The sequence below is a fragment of the Halalkalibacter krulwichiae genome, from assembly GCF_002109385.1.
Lineage (GTDB): Bacteria > Bacillota > Bacilli > Bacillales > Bacillaceae_D > Halalkalibacter > Halalkalibacter krulwichiae.
Map to the genome: position 1 here is coordinate 574171 of NZ_CP020814.1, position 21250 is coordinate 595420.

Here is a 21250-nt window from a genome sequence, read left to right on the forward strand (position 1 = left end):
TTCAAAGTTTGCAGGGGATTGAAGAGAATTGTCGAATTGTTACTTTAAACTAACATGAGCAAAAAGTGCGGGGAGCCTTTAAAATATGATTGCTGAGAAACTTCTATTACAAGTATTAATTATTTTAATGCCGATTCTTGTTATAAGTTTTCTAATAAACATTAAAAGTGAAAAACGACTGAAAGAAGTATTCACTCTTCTATTAGGGGTAGCTGCGGTATTTTGTATTGTATTTGCTTTTGAAGAAAGAGGATTGTATTGGGATCTGCGTAATGTCGTATTGTTATTGGCGTTTTTATATGTTGGACCAAAGGCTGGCTGGACGTTATGTGGGATAATCGTGACGTCAAGAATGTTTATTGATATAGAGCATTTAATGATTGGTACTTCCGTGACAGTTATAAAGGCAGTGATTTTTCATATTTTCTTTTACCAATTTAAATTGAAGGTTCAAAAATGGGATCGTGTATTATTTTCTATTAACTTAGCTTTATGGCCTTCCATTATTGTCATTTCTATTGTGGGGCTGTATGCCAATATGGTAGGAAGCCTTGAGGGTCAGTTTGTGCATTATATAACACATGCGATTGTATTTATTAGTACGATTGTAATCGCAACAGGTTTCTCGACACTCTTACTTGAACAGTGGATGGAAAGAATTAGGTTACAAGAGGAAATGAGAAGGGCTGTTAAGATGAATGCTATAAGTGAGTTAGCAGCTTCAATTGCACATGAAGTACGAAATCCATTGACGGTTGTTAAGGGCTTTTTGCAATTAATGGAAAAGGATGAGAAGGGAAAAAAGAAGGAATACTTTACTATTGCCTTGTCAGAAATGCAAAGGGCGGAAGAAATCATTGATGAATATTTGAATTTTGCTAAGCCCCAATTTACATCATTACAATTGTTAGAAGTTAATAAAGTGGCTCATGAGATTGTCACTCTTCTAACACCGTATTCATTAAAGGAAAATGTTAATTTATCAATTGAACAAGCAGATCATGCCTATGTCTATGCTGACCGTAATCAGTTTAAGCAAGTGCTAATTAACTTAATAAAAAATGCAGTAGAGGCAACTTCCAAAAATGGAAAAGTGACGGTTCACCTAAAGCAAGAAGATAAGGTGATGAATTTATGTATTAGAGACACAGGTAAAGGAATGTCGACGGATCAGTTAGCAAATGTAGGAACACTCTTTTACTCGACTAAGGAAAAAGGGACTGGGCTTGGTACAATGGTTTCATTGCGGATCATTGAAGAGATGGGAGGAACTTTGACGTTTGACAGCAAGGAAAATATAGGTACAGAAGTATCCATTTTGTTGCCACTTGCCGATAAAAATGCAAAAAAAATAAATGGGCTTCACGTAAGTTAACGTTCCCTACATATTCAACCATGTACTTAGAGAAAAAGGTTCAGATACGGTGAAAAGATTACAACTGAGGTTGTAGATTTAATAAGGCTTTCTGAATGGTCAATAATGGTCTATTCGAAAGGCCTTTTTTAGGTTTGTATACAAAAAGAAAGTTTTTCTCCATTTAAACCATAATTGAATACCTTGTCTCATATAGTTTATGGACAGGATATAAGGGAGAGAAACGATGAATATTTTTTTTAGAAGTGCATTATTATTAATCCTTGCTGCCTTTGTCGGTGAATGTATTGAATTTTTGATAAATATGGTCTTGGCAAAAGAGTTAGGTGAAGAAGGCCTCGGTCTTTACATGTCAATTTTACCTACTATTTTGTTTATCGTTGTAATAGCGAGTTTGGAACTTCCAATATCGATATCAAAATTTGTAGCAGAAAAAGAGCCGATCTTTCATCGAAGTATGCTAATACATGCTTTGCGCTTTGCGTCTATTTGTACGATTGTTTTTTCCTTATTGGCAATCTGGTTACTACCAAACATTCCCGTTTTTGATCGCTATCATCCACTTGTGCCATGGCTATTTATTTTGTTAATTCCTATTATCGCCTTTTCATCAGTGGCAAGAGGCTACTTTATGGGTGCACAAAAGATGGGGAAAATTGCTTTTGCTAATTTTTTAAGAAGAGCTGGTCAATTGCTACTTTTGATGCTTATTTTTATGTTTAGTTCATTTGAAGCGGAGTTAGCTTTATTAATTGCTTTATGCACTCTTATAGCTAGTGAGTTTTTAGTGCTTGGGTTCTTATTTGTTGCTTTTGTGATCCAAATGCGTGAATTGAAAAATAGACCTAGGGCAAACTTGGAAGGCAAAAAAGTCCGAAAAAGTTTATTGCAAGTATCGATTCCAACGACTGGACTGAGAATTTTCCATGCTGCCACTTTTGCGGTAAAACCATTTTTTATTAAAGAAACGCTTGTACGTGCAGGGATGATTGATACTGTAGCAATGGTCCAGTACGGAAAAATGGCTGGGGTTGCTTTTACAATTGGTTTTTTTCCCGCTTTCATTGCACATTCGTTATTAATTGTATTAATCCCTACAGTTTCTGAAGCGTATGCAAAAGGGGATCTCGAACGACTACAATCTTTATTAAGAAAGGTTATGCTGTTAACAGCGGGGTACGGTTTACCGGCTGTATGTATCTTTTATTTTTATGCAGATCCACTTACGGCACTCTTTTTTGATGATTCGCCAGCTGTACGTTATTTGCAGTTACTAGTTCCATACTTCTTGTTTCACTTTTTTGTCATTCCAATGCAAGCGTATTTAATTGGCTTAGGCTTAGTGAAAGATGCTTTTGTTCATGCGCTATACTCAACCATTTTTTCATTTGCAATGATGTTTATCCTTGGTTCAATGCCGTCGCTTCAAATGGATGGAATCATTTTAGGGATGAACATGAGTGCTGTCTTATTAACGTTCCTTCATTACGTAACGATATGTAAAAAAATCAAGGTGAATTTATTATTGCAAGAGATTAAATAAGACTGTTTTATGATTGGTTGTGATTAAGAAAAATATCTAAGTTAAAATGAAGGCTTTCTCAAAGTCTGAATTAAGGGCGTCTCAAAAGGTTAAAACCTGACCTTTTGAGACGCCCCTTTTGTGGATAATGAGTTTGCAAAAGGAGAAGATAGTAAAGAAAATTATATAGTTGACTAATTTGTATATACAAGTTAGAATGTAAACGTAATTAACTTGTATATACAAGAGGGTTTCGCTAATATATTTTCAGTTTGATGAAAACGCTCGCAGAGAGGGGAGTTACAAATGAGTGATTTAAAACAAGCCGCAAAAGAAGTTCTTGCTGCTATAGGCGGCAATGAGAATATTGCTTCTGCAACACATTGTGTTACGCGCTTACGCTTTGCTTTAGTAGATGAAGGAAAAGTCGATAAGGAAGCTTTAGAAAAAATTGATGTTGTTCGTGGGTCATTCTCAACAAATGGTCAATTCCAAGTAGTTATCGGACAAGGTACGGTGGACAAGGTTTATAAAGAACTTGTTGATTTGTCTGGGATTTCCGAGTCTTCTAAAGAGGAGACGAAGCGAGCGGCTGATAAAAACTTAAACCCGTTACAACGTGCAGTGAAGATGCTAGCTGATATTTTTATTCCTATTTTACCTGCAATCGTAACTGCCGGTTTATTAATGGGTATTAATAATATCCTTACAGCTCAAGGTATTTTCGGTGAACAAGCTGTAGTCGAAATGTTTCCTCAGTGGGCTGATATTGCAAACATTATTAATTTAATTGCTAATACAGCTTTCGTATTTTTACCTGGTCTAATTGGATGGTCTGCTGTTAAACGTTTTGGTGGAAGTGAACTTTTAGGTATTGTGTTAGGTCTCATGCTCGTACATCCAGATTTATTAAATGCTTGGGGATACGGAGCTGCTCAAGAAGCAGGTGAGATTCCATATTGGAACTTATTCGGCTTAGATGTTGCCATGGTTGGTTATCAAGGTCAAGTTTTACCGATTTTAGTTGCTTCTTTCGTATTAGCTAAAATAGAGCTTGCTCTTAGAAAGCGTGTACCCGATGGGTTCCAACTACTAGTCGTTGCGCCGGTTGCACTGTTAGTTACAGGGTTCATTGCTTTTGTAGCAATTGGTCCAATCACTTTTGCAATTGGTAATGGGATTACAAATCTATTTGTAGGGATTTTTAGTAACTTCGCCGCATTAGGTGGATTATTATATGGAGCCATCTATGCACCATTAGTTATTACGGGGATGCACCATACGTTTTTAGCTGTTGATTTACAGTTAATCGGAAGCATTGGTGGAACATTCTTATGGCCGATAGTTGCTCTTTCGAATATTGCACAAGGTTCAGCTGCACTTGCGATGTACTTCATTTTAAAAGATGAAAAAGTAAAGGGTCTATCTCTAACGTCGTCTATTTCTGCTTATCTTGGAATTACAGAACCAGCAATGTTTGGAGTGAATTTACGTTATCGTTTCCCATTTATATGTGCAATTATCGGGTCTGCAATAGCAGCGATTTGGATCACAGTAAATTCGGTCATCGCACCTTCTATTGGAGTAGGTGGACTACCAGGTATTTTCTCCATTGAGGCAAGTGGATGGTTTGCGTTCTTTATTGGGATGATTATAGCGGTAACTGTTCCATTTGTATTAACTTATTTATTTGCTAGAACACGTAAAACTTTATAAAAATCTGATAAGGGTGTAATTAGCTACTACAGTGACCAAATTAATGAAGGGGAACTGCAATGCTGGTTGCACCCTTGTGTTTTAAACAGAAAAAAAGTAAACTTGTATATACAAGTTAAAATGGGTGGTGAATGATATGGAACCTTGGTGGAAAAACAGCGTTGTTTATCAAATTTATCCAAGAAGTTTTATGGATAGTAATAACGACGGGATTGGTGATTTGCAAGGAGTCAAGTCAAAGCTAAACTATTTGAAACAGTTAGGGATTGATGTCATTTGGCTGTCACCAGTATATGATTCACCGAACGATGATAATGGATATGATATTAGAGATTATCAGCAGATTATGGATGAATTTGGGACAATGGATGATTGGGATCAGTTACTTAAAGAAGTTCATGATATGGGCATGAAGTTAATAATGGATTTAGTTGTTAATCATAGTTCGGATGAGCACGTTTGGTTTACACAGTCTAAGCAATCAAAAGATAACCATTACCGTGATTATTACATATGGAGAGACGGTAAAGGTCTTAAAGAACCGAATAATTGGAGATCTAACTTCGGTGGCTCAGCATGGAAGTTAGATGAACAAACAGATCAATACTATTTGCATCTTTTTTCAGAAAAACAACCTGATCTAAATTGGGAAAATCGAAATCTGCGTCATGATATTTATCAAATGATGCGTTGGTGGTTAAACAAAGGGATTGATGGGTTTCGTATGGATGTCATCAATTTCATTAGTAAGGTAGACGATTTGCCAGACGATGAACTTAAACCTGGTCAAACGTATGCTTCAGGCAGTAAATATTACCGAAATGGTCCAAAAATCCATGAATTTCTTCAAGAAATGAATAAAGAGGCGTTAGCAGGATTTGATGTAATGACAGTTGGAGAAATGCCTGGAGTTCAGCCGGAGCAAGCTCAATTATATACAGATCCAAGTCGAACGGAACTTAATATGGTATTCCAATTTGAACATATGGGCTTAGATCAAGGTCCGAATGGCAAATGGGAACTTTCACCATTAAAGTTACGGGATTTAAAGCGTAGTCTGTCTAAGTGGCAGTATGCGTTAGAAGAAAAGGGATGGAATAGTCTTTATTTTAACAATCATGATCAGCCTAGATCGGTTTCACGATTTGGAGATGATGGAGTATGCCGAATTAAATCGGCTAAGATGCTTGCAACTCTTCTTCACATGATGAAAGGTACGCCGTATGTGTATCAAGGAGAAGAGATCGGGATGACAAATGTTCCTTTTACGTCGATTAACCAATACCGTGATATTGAAACACTAAATATATATAAAGAATTAAGAGCTGATGGAAAGTCTGAAGAAGATATCTTTAAAAGTTTACATGCCAAAAGCCGAGATAATGCAAGGACGCCAATGCAGTGGAGTGATCAAGAGCAAGCAGGTTTTACCAATGGTGTTCCATGGATTGATGTAAATCCTAATTATAAAGAAATAAATGTGCAAAAAGCGATAGCAGATCCTCATTCAATTTATCATTATTATCGAAAGTTAATTGAACTTCGAAAAAGCTATGACGTGATCGTTAATGGAACGTATGAATTGATTTTAGAAGACGATCCGAATGTTTTTGCATACACAAGAACGTTAGAAGATGAGCAACTTATTGTCCTATGTAATTTTTACGGAAAGAAAACTTCAGTGAGTCTACCGGAAGGTGTTCAACTATCTGAGGCAACATTGTTAGTAGGAAATGATGAAGAGAACGAAATAGGGTTGGAAAATGAACTTGTCCTTAGCCCCTATGCAGCAAGGGTTTATTATAAAAAGGAAGGTGTCACGAATGAATGAGTGGTGGAGAAAGTCAGTCGTTTATCAGATTTATCCTAAAAGCTTTAACGATACAACTGGGAATGGCGTAGGCGATTTACAGGGAATAATTGAAAAGCTAGATTATTTAAAGGGCTTGGAGTTGATGTACTTTGGCTCACTCCTGTTTATGCCTCTCCGCAGAAAGATAATGGTTATGATATTTCCGATTATTATTCCATTCATGAAGAGTATGGTACTATGAATGATTTCGATCGGTTACTCGAAGAAACTCATCAACGAGGAATGAAACTTATTATGGATCTCGTTGTCAACCATACATCAACAGAACATAAATGGTTCAAGGAATCTAAGCAATCAAAAGATAATCCTTATCGTGATTTCTATATTTGGAAAGACCCAATTGAAGGGACAGAACCGACCAATTGGGTGTCGAAATTCGGAGGGAATGCTTGGAAGCTTGATGAGAAAACAGGTCAATATTACCTTCATTTATTTGATGTTACTCAAGCGGATCTTAATTGGGAAAATGAAGAATTGCGTAAGCATGTGTACGATATGATGCACTTTTGGTTTGAAAAGGGAATTGATGGTTTCCGTTTAGATGTAATTAACCTCATCTCTAAAGATCAGTCGTTTCCGAATGATGACGGCAGTGTGCCGCCGGGAGATGGAAGAAAGTATTATACAGATGGACCGCGGGTTCACGAATTTCTCCAGGAGATGAATCGTGAAGTGTTGGCGAAATACGATAGCATGACTGTTGGGGAAATGTCTTCTACGTCAATCGAACACTGTATTAAATATTCTAATCCAGCTCGAAATGAACTAAGTATGACATTTAATTTCCACCATTTGAAAGTCGATTATCCCAATGGAGAAAAGTGGGCATTAGCTGATTTTGATTTCCTAGCCTTAAAGGAAATTTTAACAAAGTGGCAAGTGGAAATGCATAAAGGTGGCGGCTGGAACGCATTATTCTGGTGCAACCATGATCAACCGAGGGTCGTGACTAGATACGGAAATGACCAAGAATTCCATGCAGAATCTGCTAAGATGCTTGCGACAACAATTCATCTCATGCAAGGCACTCCTTATATTTATCAAGGAGAAGAGTTTGGTATGACAGATCCAGCATTTGAATCGATCGATGATTATCGCGATGTTGAAACGATAAATTATTATCAGATCATGAAGGAAAAAGGATTAGCTGAAGATGAAATTATGGAAATCATCAAGCGGAAATCACGTGATAATTCTAGAACGCCAGTCCAATGGTCCGCAGATAAGAATGCAGGGTTTACAACGGGTACTCCATGGATTCCTGTTGCGAGAAATTATAAGGAAATTAACGCAGAACAAGCAATCGAAAACCCGAATTCTGTATTTTATCACTATAAAAAGCTAATTGCGTTGAGAAAGCAATATGATCTGATAACTACTGGGAAATACCGTTTAGTAGCAGCAAATGATACAACAGTATTTGCTTATGAGCGAACAAGAGAAAATGAAAAACTATTTGTAATTAATAATTTTTACGGGGAAGAGGCAATTTTCACTATTCCGGATGAGTGGTTGGAACGGGTTGCTAAAAGTCAATTGTTGCTATCAAATTATCAAGATGGACAGCAGCTTGCAAAGGAATTAACGCTTCGTCCGTATGAGTCACTCGTTTACTATAGTTAAACATGATACACTAAAATAAGGTGATATTATGGCAAGAAGTAAATTCCAGGTTATATATGAAGATTTAGCGAAAAAAATTCAAGATGGCTCTATTAAAACAAATGAGCTACTTCCCTCTGAAAACGAATTGGCAGACAAATATGAAACATCTAGGGAAACGATTAGAAAGGCATTGAAACAACTATCTGAACATGGATTTATTCAAAAAATGCAAGGGAAAGGTTCGGTTGTTCTCGATGTTTCAAAAATTAATTTCCCAATATCAGGCCTTGTTAGCTTTCGAGAGCTAGCAGAAAAAATGGGGAAAAAATCGAAAACTGTGGTAGTTACGCTTGAACAAAAAACGATGACAAGCGAGTTGCAAGAACAATTCCAATTAAAAGATCCTCATGAAGCATGGGAAGTGAAGCGAGTTCGTGAAATTGAGAAGGAACGAATTATCTTAGATAAAGATTTCTTGTTATCATCAGTTGTTCCAGGGCTAACAACTGAAATTTGTGAACGTTCCATTTATGCTTATATTGAAAATGTATTAGGTTTAGCGATTAGCTTTGCTAAAAAAGAAATTACGGTCGAGATACCAACAGAAGAAGATAGAGATCTTCTTGATTTAGAAGGTTACGATTCAATTGTTGTTGTCAAAAGTCATGTGTATTTAGATGATACGACTTTGTTTCAATATACTGAGTCTAGACATAGACCAGATAAATTTCGCTTTGTTGATTTTGCAAGAAGGTAATGCTAGACAGAAGCATATTTCTCGTTTCTTTTTATTGGTCCATGTACAATATGGATCATAGGAGGCGATTTGAATGAGTGTACATGATTTTTCCGTATTAAAGGCAAGTGGGGAAGAAGTGGATCTTAGTACGTATAAAGGTAAAGTTCTCTTAATCGTAAATACCGCAACTAAATGTGGGTTGGCTCCTCAATTCAAAGGACTTGAAAAGTTGCATCAAGCATATGCAGAAAAAGGCCTAGCGGTGTTGGGGTTTCCTAGTAATCAATTTATGAACCAGGAACCAGTTAGTAATGAACAAATGGTTGAAACTTGTCAACTTAACTTTGGTGTGACCTTTCCTTTGTTTGCTAAGATTGATGTAAATGGGAAAAACGCTGATCCTCTTTATAAATATATGAAGAAGGCCAAAAAAGGCGTTCTGAGTTCTGAGATAAAATGGAACTTCACAAAATTTTTAATTGACCGTGACGGGAGCGTTGTTGAACGTTATGGACCGAATGTTGCTCCAGAAAAAATAGAAGCCGATATAAAAAAATTATTAGACAGCTAATAAAAGGCTGCGTTAGAGGAAATGATCTCCTTTCACGCAGCTTTTTTATATAATTTTTGAATAGTGTTTAGAATACATTTCTAACGACACAAAAAAGAGTATGATGAAGCTAGGGCATTGGTCTTTTATGGTGCTTTATAAGTTTGAGTAGGTGTAAAATGATTCATCTCGCTTACACTATAGGTATGAACAGATATGAGGTGCTAGAGATGTATTTAAAGGCGAAAGAGTTTATTGAGCTTTATTATAAAGAGGTAGAAATGGATGAAGCTTTACTGAAAAATCGATTATTGGAGATTTCTAATGAAATTAATGAATCAGGTACTTATACACTTACATATGATGAACTCGCCTACGGAGCGAGAGTAGCTTGGCGAAATAGCAATCGCTGTATTGGACGGTTATTTTGGGAGTCGCTTCATGTTCTTGATCAGCGTGCAATTACAACAGAAGACGAGGTGGCGGAAGCTCTCTTTCATCATTTGCAATATGCAACAAATAATGGAAAGGTGATACCGACTATAAGCATTTTTAGACCAGACCATATTCGGATATGGAATCACCAATTAATTCGATATGCTGGCTATGAAACTAATAAAGGCGTCATTGGTGACCCTGATTCTATTGCTTTTACAAAAGTATGTGAGTCGCTTGGATGGAAAGGATTGAAAACGAATTTTGATGTTCTGCCTCTTGTTATCCAAGTTGGAAATCAACAACCTAAATGGTTTGAGATACCTCAAACATGTTTGCTTGAGGTTCGGATTTCACATCCTACGATTACTGACTTTGTTAATCTTCAATTAAAATGGTATGGGGTTCCGTTTGTTTCAGATATGAAACTTGAAATAGGAGGAATTCATTATTGTGCAGCTCCTTTTAACGGTTGGTATATGGGGACCGAGATTGGTGCTAGAAATTTTGCTGACGAAAAGCGGTACAATGTTCTGCCTGACGTAGCAAGTGTTCTTGGACTCGAACAAACTAGAGATTCTACCTTATGGAAAGATAGGGCTTTAGTTGAGTTAAATGTTGCTGTGCTACACTCATTTAAACAAGCAGGTGTCAGTATCGTTGATCATCATACGGCAGCAAAACAATTTAAGCAATTTGAAAAGCGCGAAGAAGATCAAGGAAGAAAAGTGACGGGAACATGGTCTTGGCTTATTCCCCCGATTTCACCAGCAGCAACCCATATTTTTCATAAAGAGTATCAAGATAAAGTCGTTACTCCAAATTATTTTTATCAAAAACGAAGGTATTAGCGAATCTATTGGTAATGCAATAGTGATTATTTTGCGTTATGATTAATGAAAGTTCAATATATGAAGGCGGAAAACAGATGAGTATGTTACAAGTTGAAGGGTTAACTAAGACTTATGGCGATAAAATGTTATTTGATCGTTTATCATTTACGATTGGGCAAAAAGAAAGAATTGGGCTAATTGGAATTAATGGAACTGGTAAATCGACCTTGCTAAAAATTCTTGCAGGTGTCGAATCTTCAGATGAAGGAGAATTGATCCACTCAAATGATTTTCGGATTGAGTATTTGCCTCAACAGCCTGATTTAGATGAGGGTTTAACGGTCATTGAACAAATTTACTATGGCGATTCAGCTGTTATGAAGGCAATGCGTGAGTATGAGCAACATTTATTAGATTTTGAGAAAAAGCCTGACAGTGCGGAGTATCAAAAACAATTTATGAAGGCTCAACAGCTTATGGATCAGTTAGACGCATGGGAAGCAAATACACTAGCGAAAACCATCTTATCTAAGCTAGGCATTGAGAATTATCAAGCAACAATTAAAGAGCTTTCGGGTGGTCAAAAGAAACGGATAGCAATTGCCAAGGCATTAATTCAACCAGCTGATTTATTGCTGTTAGATGAACCAACGAACCATCTTGATCATGATACGATTGAATGGCTTGAAGGGTTTCTTTCTACTTATAAAGGATCGATTTTATTAATTACACATGATCGATATTTTCTTAACAGAGTAACGAACAACATGTATGAGCTTGATCGTGGGCGTTTGTTTAAATACCTAGGGAACTATCAAATGTTTCTTGAGAAAAAAGCGGAAAGAGAACTGCAGGAAGCAGAGCAAGATCAAAAGCGTGCTAACATATTACGTAGAGAACTTGCGTGGCTGAAGCGCGGGGCAAAAGCTAGAACAACGAAACAAAAGGCACGGATTCAGCGTGTTGAAGCGTTGAAGGAAGAAGAGACATTTAGCGGACGCGGTGAATTTGATTTTTCGATTGGGTCACAACGTCTAGGAAAGCAAGTCATTGAATTAAAAGGTGTCTCAAAATCGTATAATGATAAACAGTTAATTGATTCTCTTAATTATTTGATTGTAAGAGGAGAACGTTTAGGGATAGTTGGACCAAACGGGAGTGGGAAATCAACTTTGCTAAATATGTTAGCTGCAAGAGTTGAGCCTGATCATGGTGAAATTGCGATTGGAGAAACGGTTAAGATTGGTTATTATACTCAAGAGGACGAAGAGATCGATGGGAACCTTCGTATGATTGACTATATAAAAAAAGTGGCTGAAATTGTTTACACTGTAGATGGTACAGTCATAACAGCCGAGCAGATGCTCGAGCGCTTTCTATTTCCAAGATCCATGCAATATACTTACATTCGTCGCTTGTCAGGCGGAGAACGGCGCCGGTTATATTTGCTCAAAATTCTAATGTCAGAACCGAATGTATTATTTTTAGATGAGCCAACAAATGATTTAGATACGGAAACTCTATCAGTACTAGAAGATTATTTAGAACAATTTCCAGGTGTTGTTATAACCGTCTCCCATGATCGGTACTTTTTAGACCGTGTAGTCGACCATCTTCTTGTTTTTGAAAGTAATGGAGTTGTTTCAAGGTTTCAAGGCCATTATTCGGATTTTTTGGCTCATATTGCAGCTCAAAAAGAGAATCAATTATTAAAAGAGAAAGTTGAAACGAAGACGGTTAAAAAGGAACCAAGGAAAAAACTCTCTTATAAAGATCAACTTGAGTGGGACCAAATCGAAGATAAGATTATGAAACTTGAGGAGAACATTGAAAAGCTTGAACAAGCGATAATAGAAGCAGGGAGCGATTACGGCAAAATTGCTGATATTATGAAAGAAAAAGCTGAAAAGGAAATGGAACTTGAACAAGCGATGGATAGATGGACAGAATTGTCGGTATTGGTAGAAGAAATTGAAAAGAATTCTTAAATATAAATAGTTATAACAAGGAAGCGGAACTCTAAATCAAGAGTACGCTTCTCTTTTTTTTGACAAGTATTGGTTATGGTTGTCTTTGGTTGAAATTGATTGAAAGTGAACGTTATTGAGTGTATACTAACCTTGTAACAGAGAAGAGGTGTGGCGCAATGTTAACGATAGAGCGACAGAAACAAATTCTAGATCTGTTAAAGATTCAAACGACGATAAAAATTCACGAACTAGTTAAGAAAACAGGTGCTTCTGAATCAACGATACGTCGTGATTTAACTGAACTTGAACAAGCTAAGAAATTAAAGCGAATTCATGGCGGTGCTACTTTATTAAAGAGAATATTAGATGAACCTACTATAGCTGAAAAAACGGTCAAAAACAGTCAGGAGAAAGTGAGAATTGCCGAAAAAGCAGCATCAATAATTGAAGAGGGAGATTGTATCTTTTTAGATGCTGGGACAACAACTGTAGAAATGATCCCCTTTTTGATGGATAAGGATATTACTGTTGTAACAAACGGAATAACCAATATAAGCTTATTAGCTGACTTAAATATAGAAACACATGTTATTGGAGGGTATGTGAAAACAGGCACAAGAGCTTCTGTTGGACGTAATGCGATTCGTTTGATAGAGACCTTCCGTTTTGACAAAGCGTTTCTAGGTGTGAACGGAATTAGTGAATTTGACGGCTGTACAACGCCTGATCCTGAAGAAGCATTTATAAAAGAATATGCAAAGAAATGTTCTAGGCAAAGCTATGTATTGGTCGATCATTCTAAGTTTGGCGAAGTATCATTCTCTAAATTCGCTGATATAAAGGAAATAACAATTATTACTTCTGATATTAACGAAGAACTAGTTAACAACTATAGAAAATTGACGAACATAGAGGTGGCTTCCTTATGATATATACAGTTACATTAAACCCCGCTCTTGACTACTTTGTTGAACTCGAGCAAGTGAACTTAGGAGCAGTCAATCGAGCAATGACAGATCATAAAGCTCCTGGAGGCAAGGGAATTAATGTTTCAAAAGTGTTAAAGAGATTAGGGCATCAAAGTGAAGCATTTGGATTTATCGGTGGCTTTACTGGAAAGTATTTAAGAGAAGTTATTGAGCAAGATGGAATTGCAACGAAGTTTATTGAAGTAACAGGTGATACAAGAATTAATGTCAAAATTAAGGGACAAGAAGAATCTGAGATCAATGGTGTATCACCGAGAATTAAGCCTGAGCATTTAGAGCAGTTACGTAATCAAATGAGTGAGTTGAAGAAGGGAGATATTCTTGTTTTAGCGGGGAGTGTGCCGGCTACGATTCCATTTGATATTTATGAAGCTTTATGCAGAGAGGCGCTTGAAAGAGAAGTAGAGGTATTTATAGATTCAAGTGGGGAACCACTGAGTCATGTTCTTCAGGCACGTCCAACTTTTATTAAACCGAATCACCATGAACTAGGGGAATTATTCTCTACTAATATTGCAAACCCAGAAGAGGCAGTTCCTTATATTGAGAAGTTAATTGGACAAGGAATTAAGTATGTTCTTGTTTCTTTTGCTGGAGACGGGGCTCTTCTTGGTACAAAAGACCAGCTATTATTTGCTAATACTCCAAAAGGAAAAGTGAAAAATTCAGTTGGTGCCGGCGATTCGGTTGTGGCTGGTTTTATCGCAGCAAAAAATGAAAAGATGGCTTTAGCTGATGCTTTTAGATTTGCCGTAGCAACTGGGAGTGCAACCGCTTTTTCCACTACATTTGCGGAACGAGCGATTGTTGAGGAACTTATGAAGGAAATTGACATCAAAGATTGGAGAAAGGGTGAGTAATTTGAGGATTTCTGATCTGTTAAAAAAAGAAACAATTGTCTTAAATATGAAAGCGACAAATAAAGAAGCAGCAATTGATGAACTTGTAACAAGTCTTGATCAAGCCGAGCGTTTAAATAATGCTGAAGATTTTAAAAAAGCAATTTGGACGAGGGAAGAACAGAGCACAACAGGTTTAGGTGAGGGAATTGCAATTCCGCACGCTAAAAGTGATGCTGTTCAAACACCAGCAATTGCTTTTGGTCGTTCAGTAAATGGATTGGACTATGAGGCACTTGATGGGCAGCCTACGCATCTCTTTTTCATGATTGCTGCTTCTGCCGGAGCAAATGAAGCGCATCTTGCAACTTTATCGAGATTGTCTACATTCTTAATGGATGAGGCGTTTCGTAGAAAGTTACTTGATGCGGCAACAGAAAGTGATGTATTAGCTGCTATAGATAAGAAAGAATTAGAGCAATTGCAAGCAGAGGAGGCAGAACAAGATAAGTCTTCTGATGCAGACGAATATACATTGCTAGCTGTAACTGGGTGTCCAACAGGTATTGCTCATACGTATATGGCTGCCGATGCGTTAAAAGGTGAAGCGAAAAAGCAAGGTGTCTCCATTAAAGTTCAAACAAATGGTTCTAGTGGGGTCAAGAATAAATTAACAAGCGAAGACATTAAACAAGCAAAAGCGATTATTGTTGCTGCTGATACTAAAGTTGATATGGCGCCATTTGCGGGCAAGAAAGTCATCCAAGTTCCCGTAAAGGATGGAGTAAGAAAGCCAAAAGAGCTAATCGATCGAGCTCTTTCAGGAGATGCTCCGATTTATCAAGCGAATAGTGAGACAGAAAGTGAGTCAGAAGAACAAGGGAAAGCCGGCTTTGGTGCTGGGTTTTATAAGCACTTAATGAATGGTGTTTCAAATATGCTTCCATTTGTTATTGGTGGCGGTATCCTAATTGCTTTATCTTTCTTGATTGATATTGACTTGAACAATCAGTTTGCACAAATGTTAATGGATATCGGCGGTGGTTCTGCATTTGCACTAATGATTCCGGTTCTTTCAGCATTCATTGCAATGAGTATTGCAGACCGTCCTGGTTTTGCCGCAGGTATGGTAGGTGGTTTAATTGCTGTTAATGGAGAAGCTGGTTTCTTAGGGGGACTAATCGCAGGTTTCCTAGCTGGTTATATTGCACTTCTTGTTAAGAAGTTAACAGCAGGCCTGCCACAATCATTAGCTGGCATCACAACGATTCTCTTTTATCCAGTATTAAATATTTTCTTCACGGGAATGATTATGCTTCTTTTAGTTACTCCGCTAAGCGCTGTAAATCGCGGTTTAGAAGGATGGCTTGGTGGAATGGGAACTACTAACATGATGTTATTAGGTATCATTCTTGGTGGAATGATGGCCATTGATATGGGAGGTCCAATTAACAAAGCTGCCTTCACATTTGGCATTGCGATGATCGATGCTGGCAATTTCGGTCCTCATGCTGCTGTTATGGCTGGAGGGATGGTTCCACCTCTTGGTATCGCTTTGGCAACGACATTTTTTAAACGGAAATTTACAAAGCAAGAGCAAGAGGCAGGAAAAACAAATTATTTATTAGGTGCTTCATTTATAACAGAAGGTGCCATTCCATTTGCAGCTGCTGACCCTGGTCGTGTCATCCCATCTGCGGTTGTAGGAGCAGCCGTTGCTGGAGGATTAACAGCGTTGTTTGGGATTGGGCTACCAGCTCCACACGGTGGAATCTTTGTTATCGGCCTCGTTTCGGGCAGTTGGTTCATGTATGCACTCGCGATTATCGCTGGAGCAATTGTCACTGCGTTAATGCTAGGTATTTGGAAAAAGAAAACAGTCTAGTTTATTTATAAAGCAGGAAAGAATTCATCATTCTTTCCTGCTTTTTCAATTTGGGGAACAGTGGTAGAATTTAGTTAACTGATTTATAGTATGAGAATAAAAGGAGGGTTTATTATGATTAACCCTAAACTAAAGGAAATGGAAGATACATGGTTTTTGGATGTGACAATGGATGAGCTTCAAGTAAAAATGAATGCAGGGGAGATTACTTCCAAGGAGTTAGTCCTCCTTTTTTAAATAGAATTTCACAGTATGATCATTCTGGACCACGTATCAACTCTATTATTGAAGTTAATCCTGATGCACTTCATATTGCGGATGCGTTAGACTATGAACGTGCGAACGTGGGCGTACGGGGACCACTTCATGGGATTCCTATTTTACTAAAAGATAATATTGATACAGCAGACAAACTCCATACAAGTGCAGGTTCACTTGCACTTAAAGACTCATACTCACAAAGGGACGCCCATCTTGTTTCCAGATTGCGGGAAGCTGGTGCAGTCATTTTGGGAAAAACAAACATGTCAGAGTGGGCCTATTTTATGACAATGGAAAATATGCCAAGTGGCTATAGCTCACGTGGAGGGCAGGTGAAAAATCCTTATGGTCCCTTTGATGTAGGAGGGTCCAGTTCAGGTTCAGGTGCAGCGATTGCCGCGCAGTTTGCGACTGCTGCCATTGGCACGGAGACTTCGGGTTCCATATTAAATCCTTCTAGTCAGAATAGTCTAGTTGGGATTAAGCCTACTGTAGGACTTATTAGCCGAGATGGGATTATTCCGATTTCACATACGCAGGACACGGCCGGACCAATGACACGGACTGTAAGGGAAGCTGTTCATGTATTAGCTACTATAATGGGGAATGATGAAAAAGACCCCGCAACACGAAAGAATCCACTTACAAAAGAGGAATTATATGCTGCGCTAGAACAGCCTACTTTAAAAGGGGTTAGAGTTGGAATAGCAAGAGAAGGTTTTGTCGATCAACTTCCAGAATTGAAAAGAGTTGTTATAAATGAGGCAATTGAACAATTGATGGAAGCTGGTGCTGAAGTGATTGATGAAATCGTCATTCCTTCAGCAAAAGAAAAATGGTCATTTAATGTGCTTCTTTATGAATTCAAAGTGAATATCAATGCGTATTTGTCTAAAACAAATGTAGAGTTGCGTACTCTTACTGATGTAATACGTTTTAATCAGGAAGATCCAGAGAGGCGATTAAAATATGGCCAATCATTGCTGACTAAATCAGATCAAACTAGCGGTACTCTTACTGAAAAGGAGTATTTAGAAGCTTTGCAGTTTGACCAGTATCATGCAACCGTAAACGGGATTGACGCTGCGATTGAACAAAATCAGTTAGATGTTATCGTATTCCCTAATAACCTCGGAGCCTCTATCGCAGCAAAGCCTGGATATCCATCTATCACAGTTCCAGCTGGGTATACTGCTGAAGGAGAGCCGGTTGGAATTACATTTACGAGTACGGCCTTTACGGAGGCTCAGTTAATTTCGATTGCTGCTGCATTTGAAGGTATAGGAAAAAGAAGAAAGAACCCGAAACTGTCTTAGTTATGTTATACTAAAATTAATAGTTAAATCCACTAGGGGTGTCATTTGACTGAGAGAGGTGAATCCTCAACTCTAAATACCTGATCTAGTTCATACTAGCGTAGGGAAGTGGCTCGGTAATCGATTGTTTATATTGAATTACGAACCTCTTTTTGTGGATCAATACATGAAAGGAGGTTTTTTGTGATGAATCGTGACCGTCTAATAACGATGATTGAAATAGCCGTTATGACAGGAGTAGCTCTTGTATTAAGTAACGTGAAATTTGGTGCATTATGGGGCAATGGGAGGCTCGATCTCTTTAATAATGGTACCAATTTTCATTATTACATTTAGACGTGGCTGGAAAAGTGGTGTTTTAACAGGTTTACTTGTAGGATTATTAAATCTTATGATAGGAGGCTATGTTGTCCATCCTGTTCAGCTGGTATTAGATTATCCGTTAGCTTACTTAGTTTTAGGATTTGCAAGTATCTTTATTGTCAAAGCTGCTTTATCTATTAAAACGATTGTAATAGGTCTGGTTTTTGCGACGGCATTGCGCTTTATTAGTCACTTTGCTTCTGGAGTGATTTGGTTTGGTGAATACGCTCCAGAGGGAATGAACGTCAGCTTATACTCTGCTTTTTATAATCTTTCTTATCTAGTGCCAGAGATGCTGCTGACTCTTGCAGTTATCATATTGCTACTGAAAAAGTATCCGCAATTTTTCCTTACTGTCAGATAATTGTCGAGGTTGTCCAAAAAGGTTTAAATCTGACCTGTTGGACAACCTTTTTCCATTTAAAAAAAGCAAGCAAAAAGGTGATATAATAAAAGAAAAACAGGGTTGGTGAGAAGGGTGGAAATGCATCCAGTAATTAAGAAATTACAATGGAAAACGCTATATACACCTATTTTGGTAATAGGAGCACCAAAAGAATTTGAAGAGGTAATGAATCAGTTTGGTGTTGAAGTACATACAGAAGCAAGAACTGAAAAATATGGATTTATTCTTGTATTCGGAATATCGAATAAGGAGCTGCAAGAGAAGGCTTTAGCTGTTGTAAATCTTCTTAATGAAGATGGGTTGCTTTGGCTTTGTTATCCAAAGAAATCATCAAAAACATATAAAGGATCTGATTGTAGTAGAGATACAGTAGGAGCAATGTTAGCTGAACGAGATTTTGAACCGGTCCGTCAAATTGCTATTGATGAGGATTGGTCAGCTTTACGTTATAGGCATATCAGCCAAATAAAATCAATGAAAAGGACATTTGCTGTTACAGCAGAGGGAAAAGAGCGCACAATGAAGGAGGAGAACTAATGAGAATTGCGAGTTATCAAATGGATATCGTACCTGGTCAACCGGTTGAAAACCGTAAACTTGTGGCGGAGTGGGCTAAAGAAATCTGTAGAAATGGTAAAGTAGATGTTCTAGTATTACCTGAGATGTGGACTACTGCCTACACATTACCGACATTAGAAGAGACGGTTAAAGAGGATAAAGAACAAACAGAAGTGTTCATTGCTGAATTAGCTAAAGAACATCAAGTGAATATAGTTGCTGGTTCTTATGCCGCCTTTGATGTTGATGGTATTTATAATCGTTCACTCATTGTAAACAGAGCTGGAGAACGAATTCATACATATGACAAGATGCATCTAGTTCCAATGTTAGACGAACCTACTTATCTAAAGGGCGGCAAGCATGGGGGTAAGATGTTTGAGTTAGACGGTAAGAAGATGGGCATCATTATTTGTTATGATTTGCGTTTTCCTGAATTAGTCCGGTCCTTAGCGTTACAAGGGGCAGAAATGATTTTTGTTGTCGCGGAGTGGCCTGAAGCTCGTGCGATGCATTGGGAAATCCTCCAACAAGCTAGGGCCATAGAAAACCAGGTCTATATAGTTAGTTGTAATCGTGTCGGTACATATGATGGAGTGGAATTTGCAGGGCGTTCGATGGTTATTAGCCCGTGGGGAGACACAATTTATAAGGCATCGGCATCGAAGGAAGAAACGATAAACGTTCAAGTAGAATTGAATGATGTTAAGAAAATACGGGAGCAGGTTCCAGTTTTTAAAAGTCGAGTTCCAGAACTTTATGATCGTCATTAATGGAAGTATAAAGAAAAAGGAGCGTCGTAAAAGGTCTGTTTTTGACTTTTTACGACGCTCCTTACATTGTACTTATTTTCTTTTTCCAAAAGGTTAATTAAACTTTTTGGAGCTTATCGATAAATTTTAGCGAACGGCCTGTCCCAATTGCAACAGCTTCGAGAGGATTAGGAGCGATATGAACAGGAACAGATATTTCAGTTGAAAGCCATTCTTGCATACCGTTTAACAGAGCTCCACCACCGGTAAGGGTAACCCCTTGGTCGACAATATCGCCACTTAATTCAGGAGGACAATCCTCCAGTGTTGCTCGGATCGATTCTAGCAGCTGGAACATTCCTTCTTTAAGTGCTTCTTGAACTTCAATTGAATTTAGCATAACGGTTTTCGGTAAGCCGTGAACGAGGTCTCGTCCTCTTACTTCCATTTCTAATCGTTCATGTTCAATCGGAGCATAGCCAATTTCCATTTTAATTCGCTCAGCTGTACGTTCACCTATTATGATGTTATACGTTTTACGAACATGTTGAATAATGCTTTCATCAAATTTGTCGCCACCAATTCGAATCGAATGACATGTAACGACTCCACCAAATGATATAATCGCTACTTCTGTTGTTCCTCCGCCAATATCAACTACAACATTGGCTATTGGTTCTTCAACGGTAAGGTCAGCTCCAATCGCAGCTGCTAACGGTTCTTCGATAATATGAGCTTGCTTTGCACCACAGCCTCGGACAGCATCTAAAATAGCTCTACGCTCTACTGATGTTGAGCCAGAAGGGGCACAAACGACGACACTTGGTTTCCTAACGGATAAGTTAAGTGTTTTACTAGCCTTTTTCATAATGGCTTTTAACATGTGACTCGTCATATTGAAATCGGCAATAACCCCATCTTTTAGCGGACGAACTGTTACGATATTTGCAGGTGTTTTTCCTACCATATTTTTAGCCTCTAGACCAACAGCTAATACTTCATTTGTATCAAGGTTAATGGCAACGACTGAAGGTTCGTTCAAAATCATGCCTTTGTCTCTACTGTAAACAAGTGTATTTGCAGTTCCTAAATCTATTCCAATTTCTGCATTTTTCCACATTAATATTCACCAACTTTTTTTGTGTAGTAGTCTACGCAAGTATTGATTTTACAGGATAGAAAGAGGGAAGCATAGAGACGGTTTACTCATCTTATATGTAAGAATATGAGAGGAATGTGGGACTAATAACGAATTTTGACGAG

18 protein-coding genes, 1 pseudogene and 1 riboswitch are annotated in these 21250 nt (G+C 37.8%); of the genes and pseudogenes, 18 read left to right on the plus strand and 1 reads right to left on the minus strand.

From position 1 onward, the window contains the following. The first annotated feature begins 85 nt into the window (after positions 1-85). The 18 genes and pseudogenes from BkAM31D_RS02960 to BkAM31D_RS03035 all read left to right on the plus strand — a co-directional run bounded on the left by BkAM31D_RS02960 (position 86) and on the right by BkAM31D_RS03035 (position 20008). Positions 86-1375: an ATP-binding protein gene (locus BkAM31D_RS02960; RefSeq protein WP_066157844.1), complete on the plus strand. Its 1290-nt coding sequence runs from the start codon at positions 86-88 to the stop codon at positions 1373-1375. 226 nt (positions 1376-1601) lie between these two features. Continuing rightward, positions 1602-2918 (plus strand): polysaccharide biosynthesis protein, encoded by a 1317-nt coding sequence (locus BkAM31D_RS02965; RefSeq protein WP_066157841.1) that lies wholly within the window; start codon positions 1602-1604, stop codon positions 2916-2918. Between the two features lie 285 nt (positions 2919-3203). Then, the gene (gene treP, locus BkAM31D_RS02970; RefSeq protein WP_066157838.1) at positions 3204-4613 is read left to right on the plus strand and encodes a PTS system trehalose-specific EIIBC component; all 1410 of its coding nucleotides are present in this window, start codon (positions 3204-3206) and stop codon (positions 4611-4613) included. 136 nt (positions 4614-4749) lie between these two features. Beyond that, positions 4750-6444 (plus strand): glycoside hydrolase family 13 protein, encoded by a 1695-nt coding sequence (locus BkAM31D_RS02975; protein ID WP_066157835.1) that lies wholly within the window; start codon positions 4750-4752, stop codon positions 6442-6444. After that, positions 6437-8109, plus strand: a pseudogene (gene treC / locus BkAM31D_RS02980) (alpha,alpha-phosphotrehalase). The gene BkAM31D_RS02975 and the pseudogene treC overlap by 8 nt, the downstream one beginning before the upstream one ends. 28 nt (positions 8110-8137) lie before the next feature. Beyond that, complete coding sequence (treR, locus tag BkAM31D_RS02985) at positions 8138-8848, plus strand: trehalose operon repressor (RefSeq protein ID WP_066157831.1); 711 nt, start codon at positions 8138-8140, stop codon at positions 8846-8848. A 73-nt stretch (positions 8849-8921) separates the two neighbouring features. Then, entirely contained in the window at positions 8922-9401 is a 480-nt protein-coding gene (locus tag BkAM31D_RS02990) for a glutathione peroxidase (RefSeq protein ID WP_066157828.1), read from the plus strand. Positions 9402-9610: 209 nt separating this feature from the next. Further along, positions 9611-10666 (plus strand): nitric oxide synthase oxygenase, encoded by a 1056-nt coding sequence (locus tag BkAM31D_RS02995; protein ID WP_066157824.1) that lies wholly within the window; start codon positions 9611-9613, stop codon positions 10664-10666. A gap of 77 nt (positions 10667-10743) precedes the next feature. Continuing rightward, on the plus strand, positions 10744-12636 hold the full coding sequence (locus BkAM31D_RS03000; RefSeq protein WP_066157821.1) for an ABC-F family ATP-binding cassette domain-containing protein: 1893 nt from the start codon (positions 10744-10746) through the stop codon (positions 12634-12636). Positions 12637-12794: 158 nt separating this feature from the next. Further along, positions 12795-13547, plus strand: a complete 753-nt coding sequence (locus BkAM31D_RS03005) for a DeoR/GlpR family DNA-binding transcription regulator (protein ID WP_066157818.1) — start codon at positions 12795-12797, stop codon at positions 13545-13547. Beyond that, entirely contained in the window at positions 13544-14467 is a 924-nt protein-coding gene (gene pfkB / locus BkAM31D_RS03010; RefSeq protein WP_066157815.1) for a 1-phosphofructokinase, read from the plus strand. The genes BkAM31D_RS03005 and pfkB overlap by 4 nt, the downstream gene beginning before the upstream one ends. Position 14468: 1 nt before the next feature. Beyond that, complete coding sequence (locus BkAM31D_RS03015; protein ID WP_066157813.1) at positions 14469-16331, plus strand: PTS fructose transporter subunit IIABC; 1863 nt, start codon at positions 14469-14471, stop codon at positions 16329-16331. A gap of 114 nt (positions 16332-16445) precedes the next feature. After that, complete coding sequence (locus BkAM31D_RS24645) at positions 16446-16568, plus strand: hypothetical protein (protein ID WP_306807432.1); 123 nt, start codon at positions 16446-16448, stop codon at positions 16566-16568. Positions 16569-16615: 47 nt separating this feature from the next. Beyond that, positions 16616-17908 carry an amidase family protein gene (locus BkAM31D_RS03020; protein WP_306807468.1) on the plus strand — a complete coding sequence of 431 codons (1293 nt, stop codon included), beginning with the start codon at positions 16616-16618 and terminating at the stop codon, positions 17906-17908. A gap of 24 nt (positions 17909-17932) precedes the next feature. After that, a riboswitch (TPP riboswitch) is annotated at positions 17933-18032 on the plus strand. A 62-nt stretch (positions 18033-18094) separates the two neighbouring features. Then, positions 18095-18244 carry a hypothetical protein gene (locus BkAM31D_RS24145; protein ID WP_257391630.1) on the plus strand — a complete coding sequence of 50 codons (150 nt, stop codon included), beginning with the start codon at positions 18095-18097 and terminating at the stop codon, positions 18242-18244. Further along, positions 18216-18635: an energy-coupled thiamine transporter ThiT gene (thiT, locus tag BkAM31D_RS03025; protein ID WP_235820520.1), complete on the plus strand. Its 420-nt coding sequence runs from the start codon at positions 18216-18218 to the stop codon at positions 18633-18635. The genes BkAM31D_RS24145 and thiT overlap by 29 nt, the downstream gene beginning before the upstream one ends. A 120-nt stretch (positions 18636-18755) precedes the next feature. Continuing rightward, positions 18756-19214 (plus strand): hypothetical protein, encoded by a 459-nt coding sequence (locus tag BkAM31D_RS03030; RefSeq protein WP_066157811.1) that lies wholly within the window; start codon positions 18756-18758, stop codon positions 19212-19214. Continuing rightward, positions 19214-20008, plus strand: a complete 795-nt coding sequence (locus BkAM31D_RS03035) for a carbon-nitrogen family hydrolase (protein ID WP_066157808.1) — start codon at positions 19214-19216, stop codon at positions 20006-20008. Before BkAM31D_RS03030 ends, BkAM31D_RS03035 begins: the two co-directional genes overlap by 1 nt. A gap of 97 nt (positions 20009-20105) precedes the next feature. Here the strand turns inward: BkAM31D_RS03035 and mreBH are convergent, their stop codons facing one another. Further along, the gene (mreBH, locus tag BkAM31D_RS03040; RefSeq protein WP_066157806.1) at positions 20106-21107 is read right to left on the minus strand and encodes a rod-share determining protein MreBH; all 1002 of its coding nucleotides are present in this window, start codon (positions 21105-21107) and stop codon (positions 20106-20108) included. Between the last annotated feature and the right edge of the window lie 143 nt (positions 21108-21250).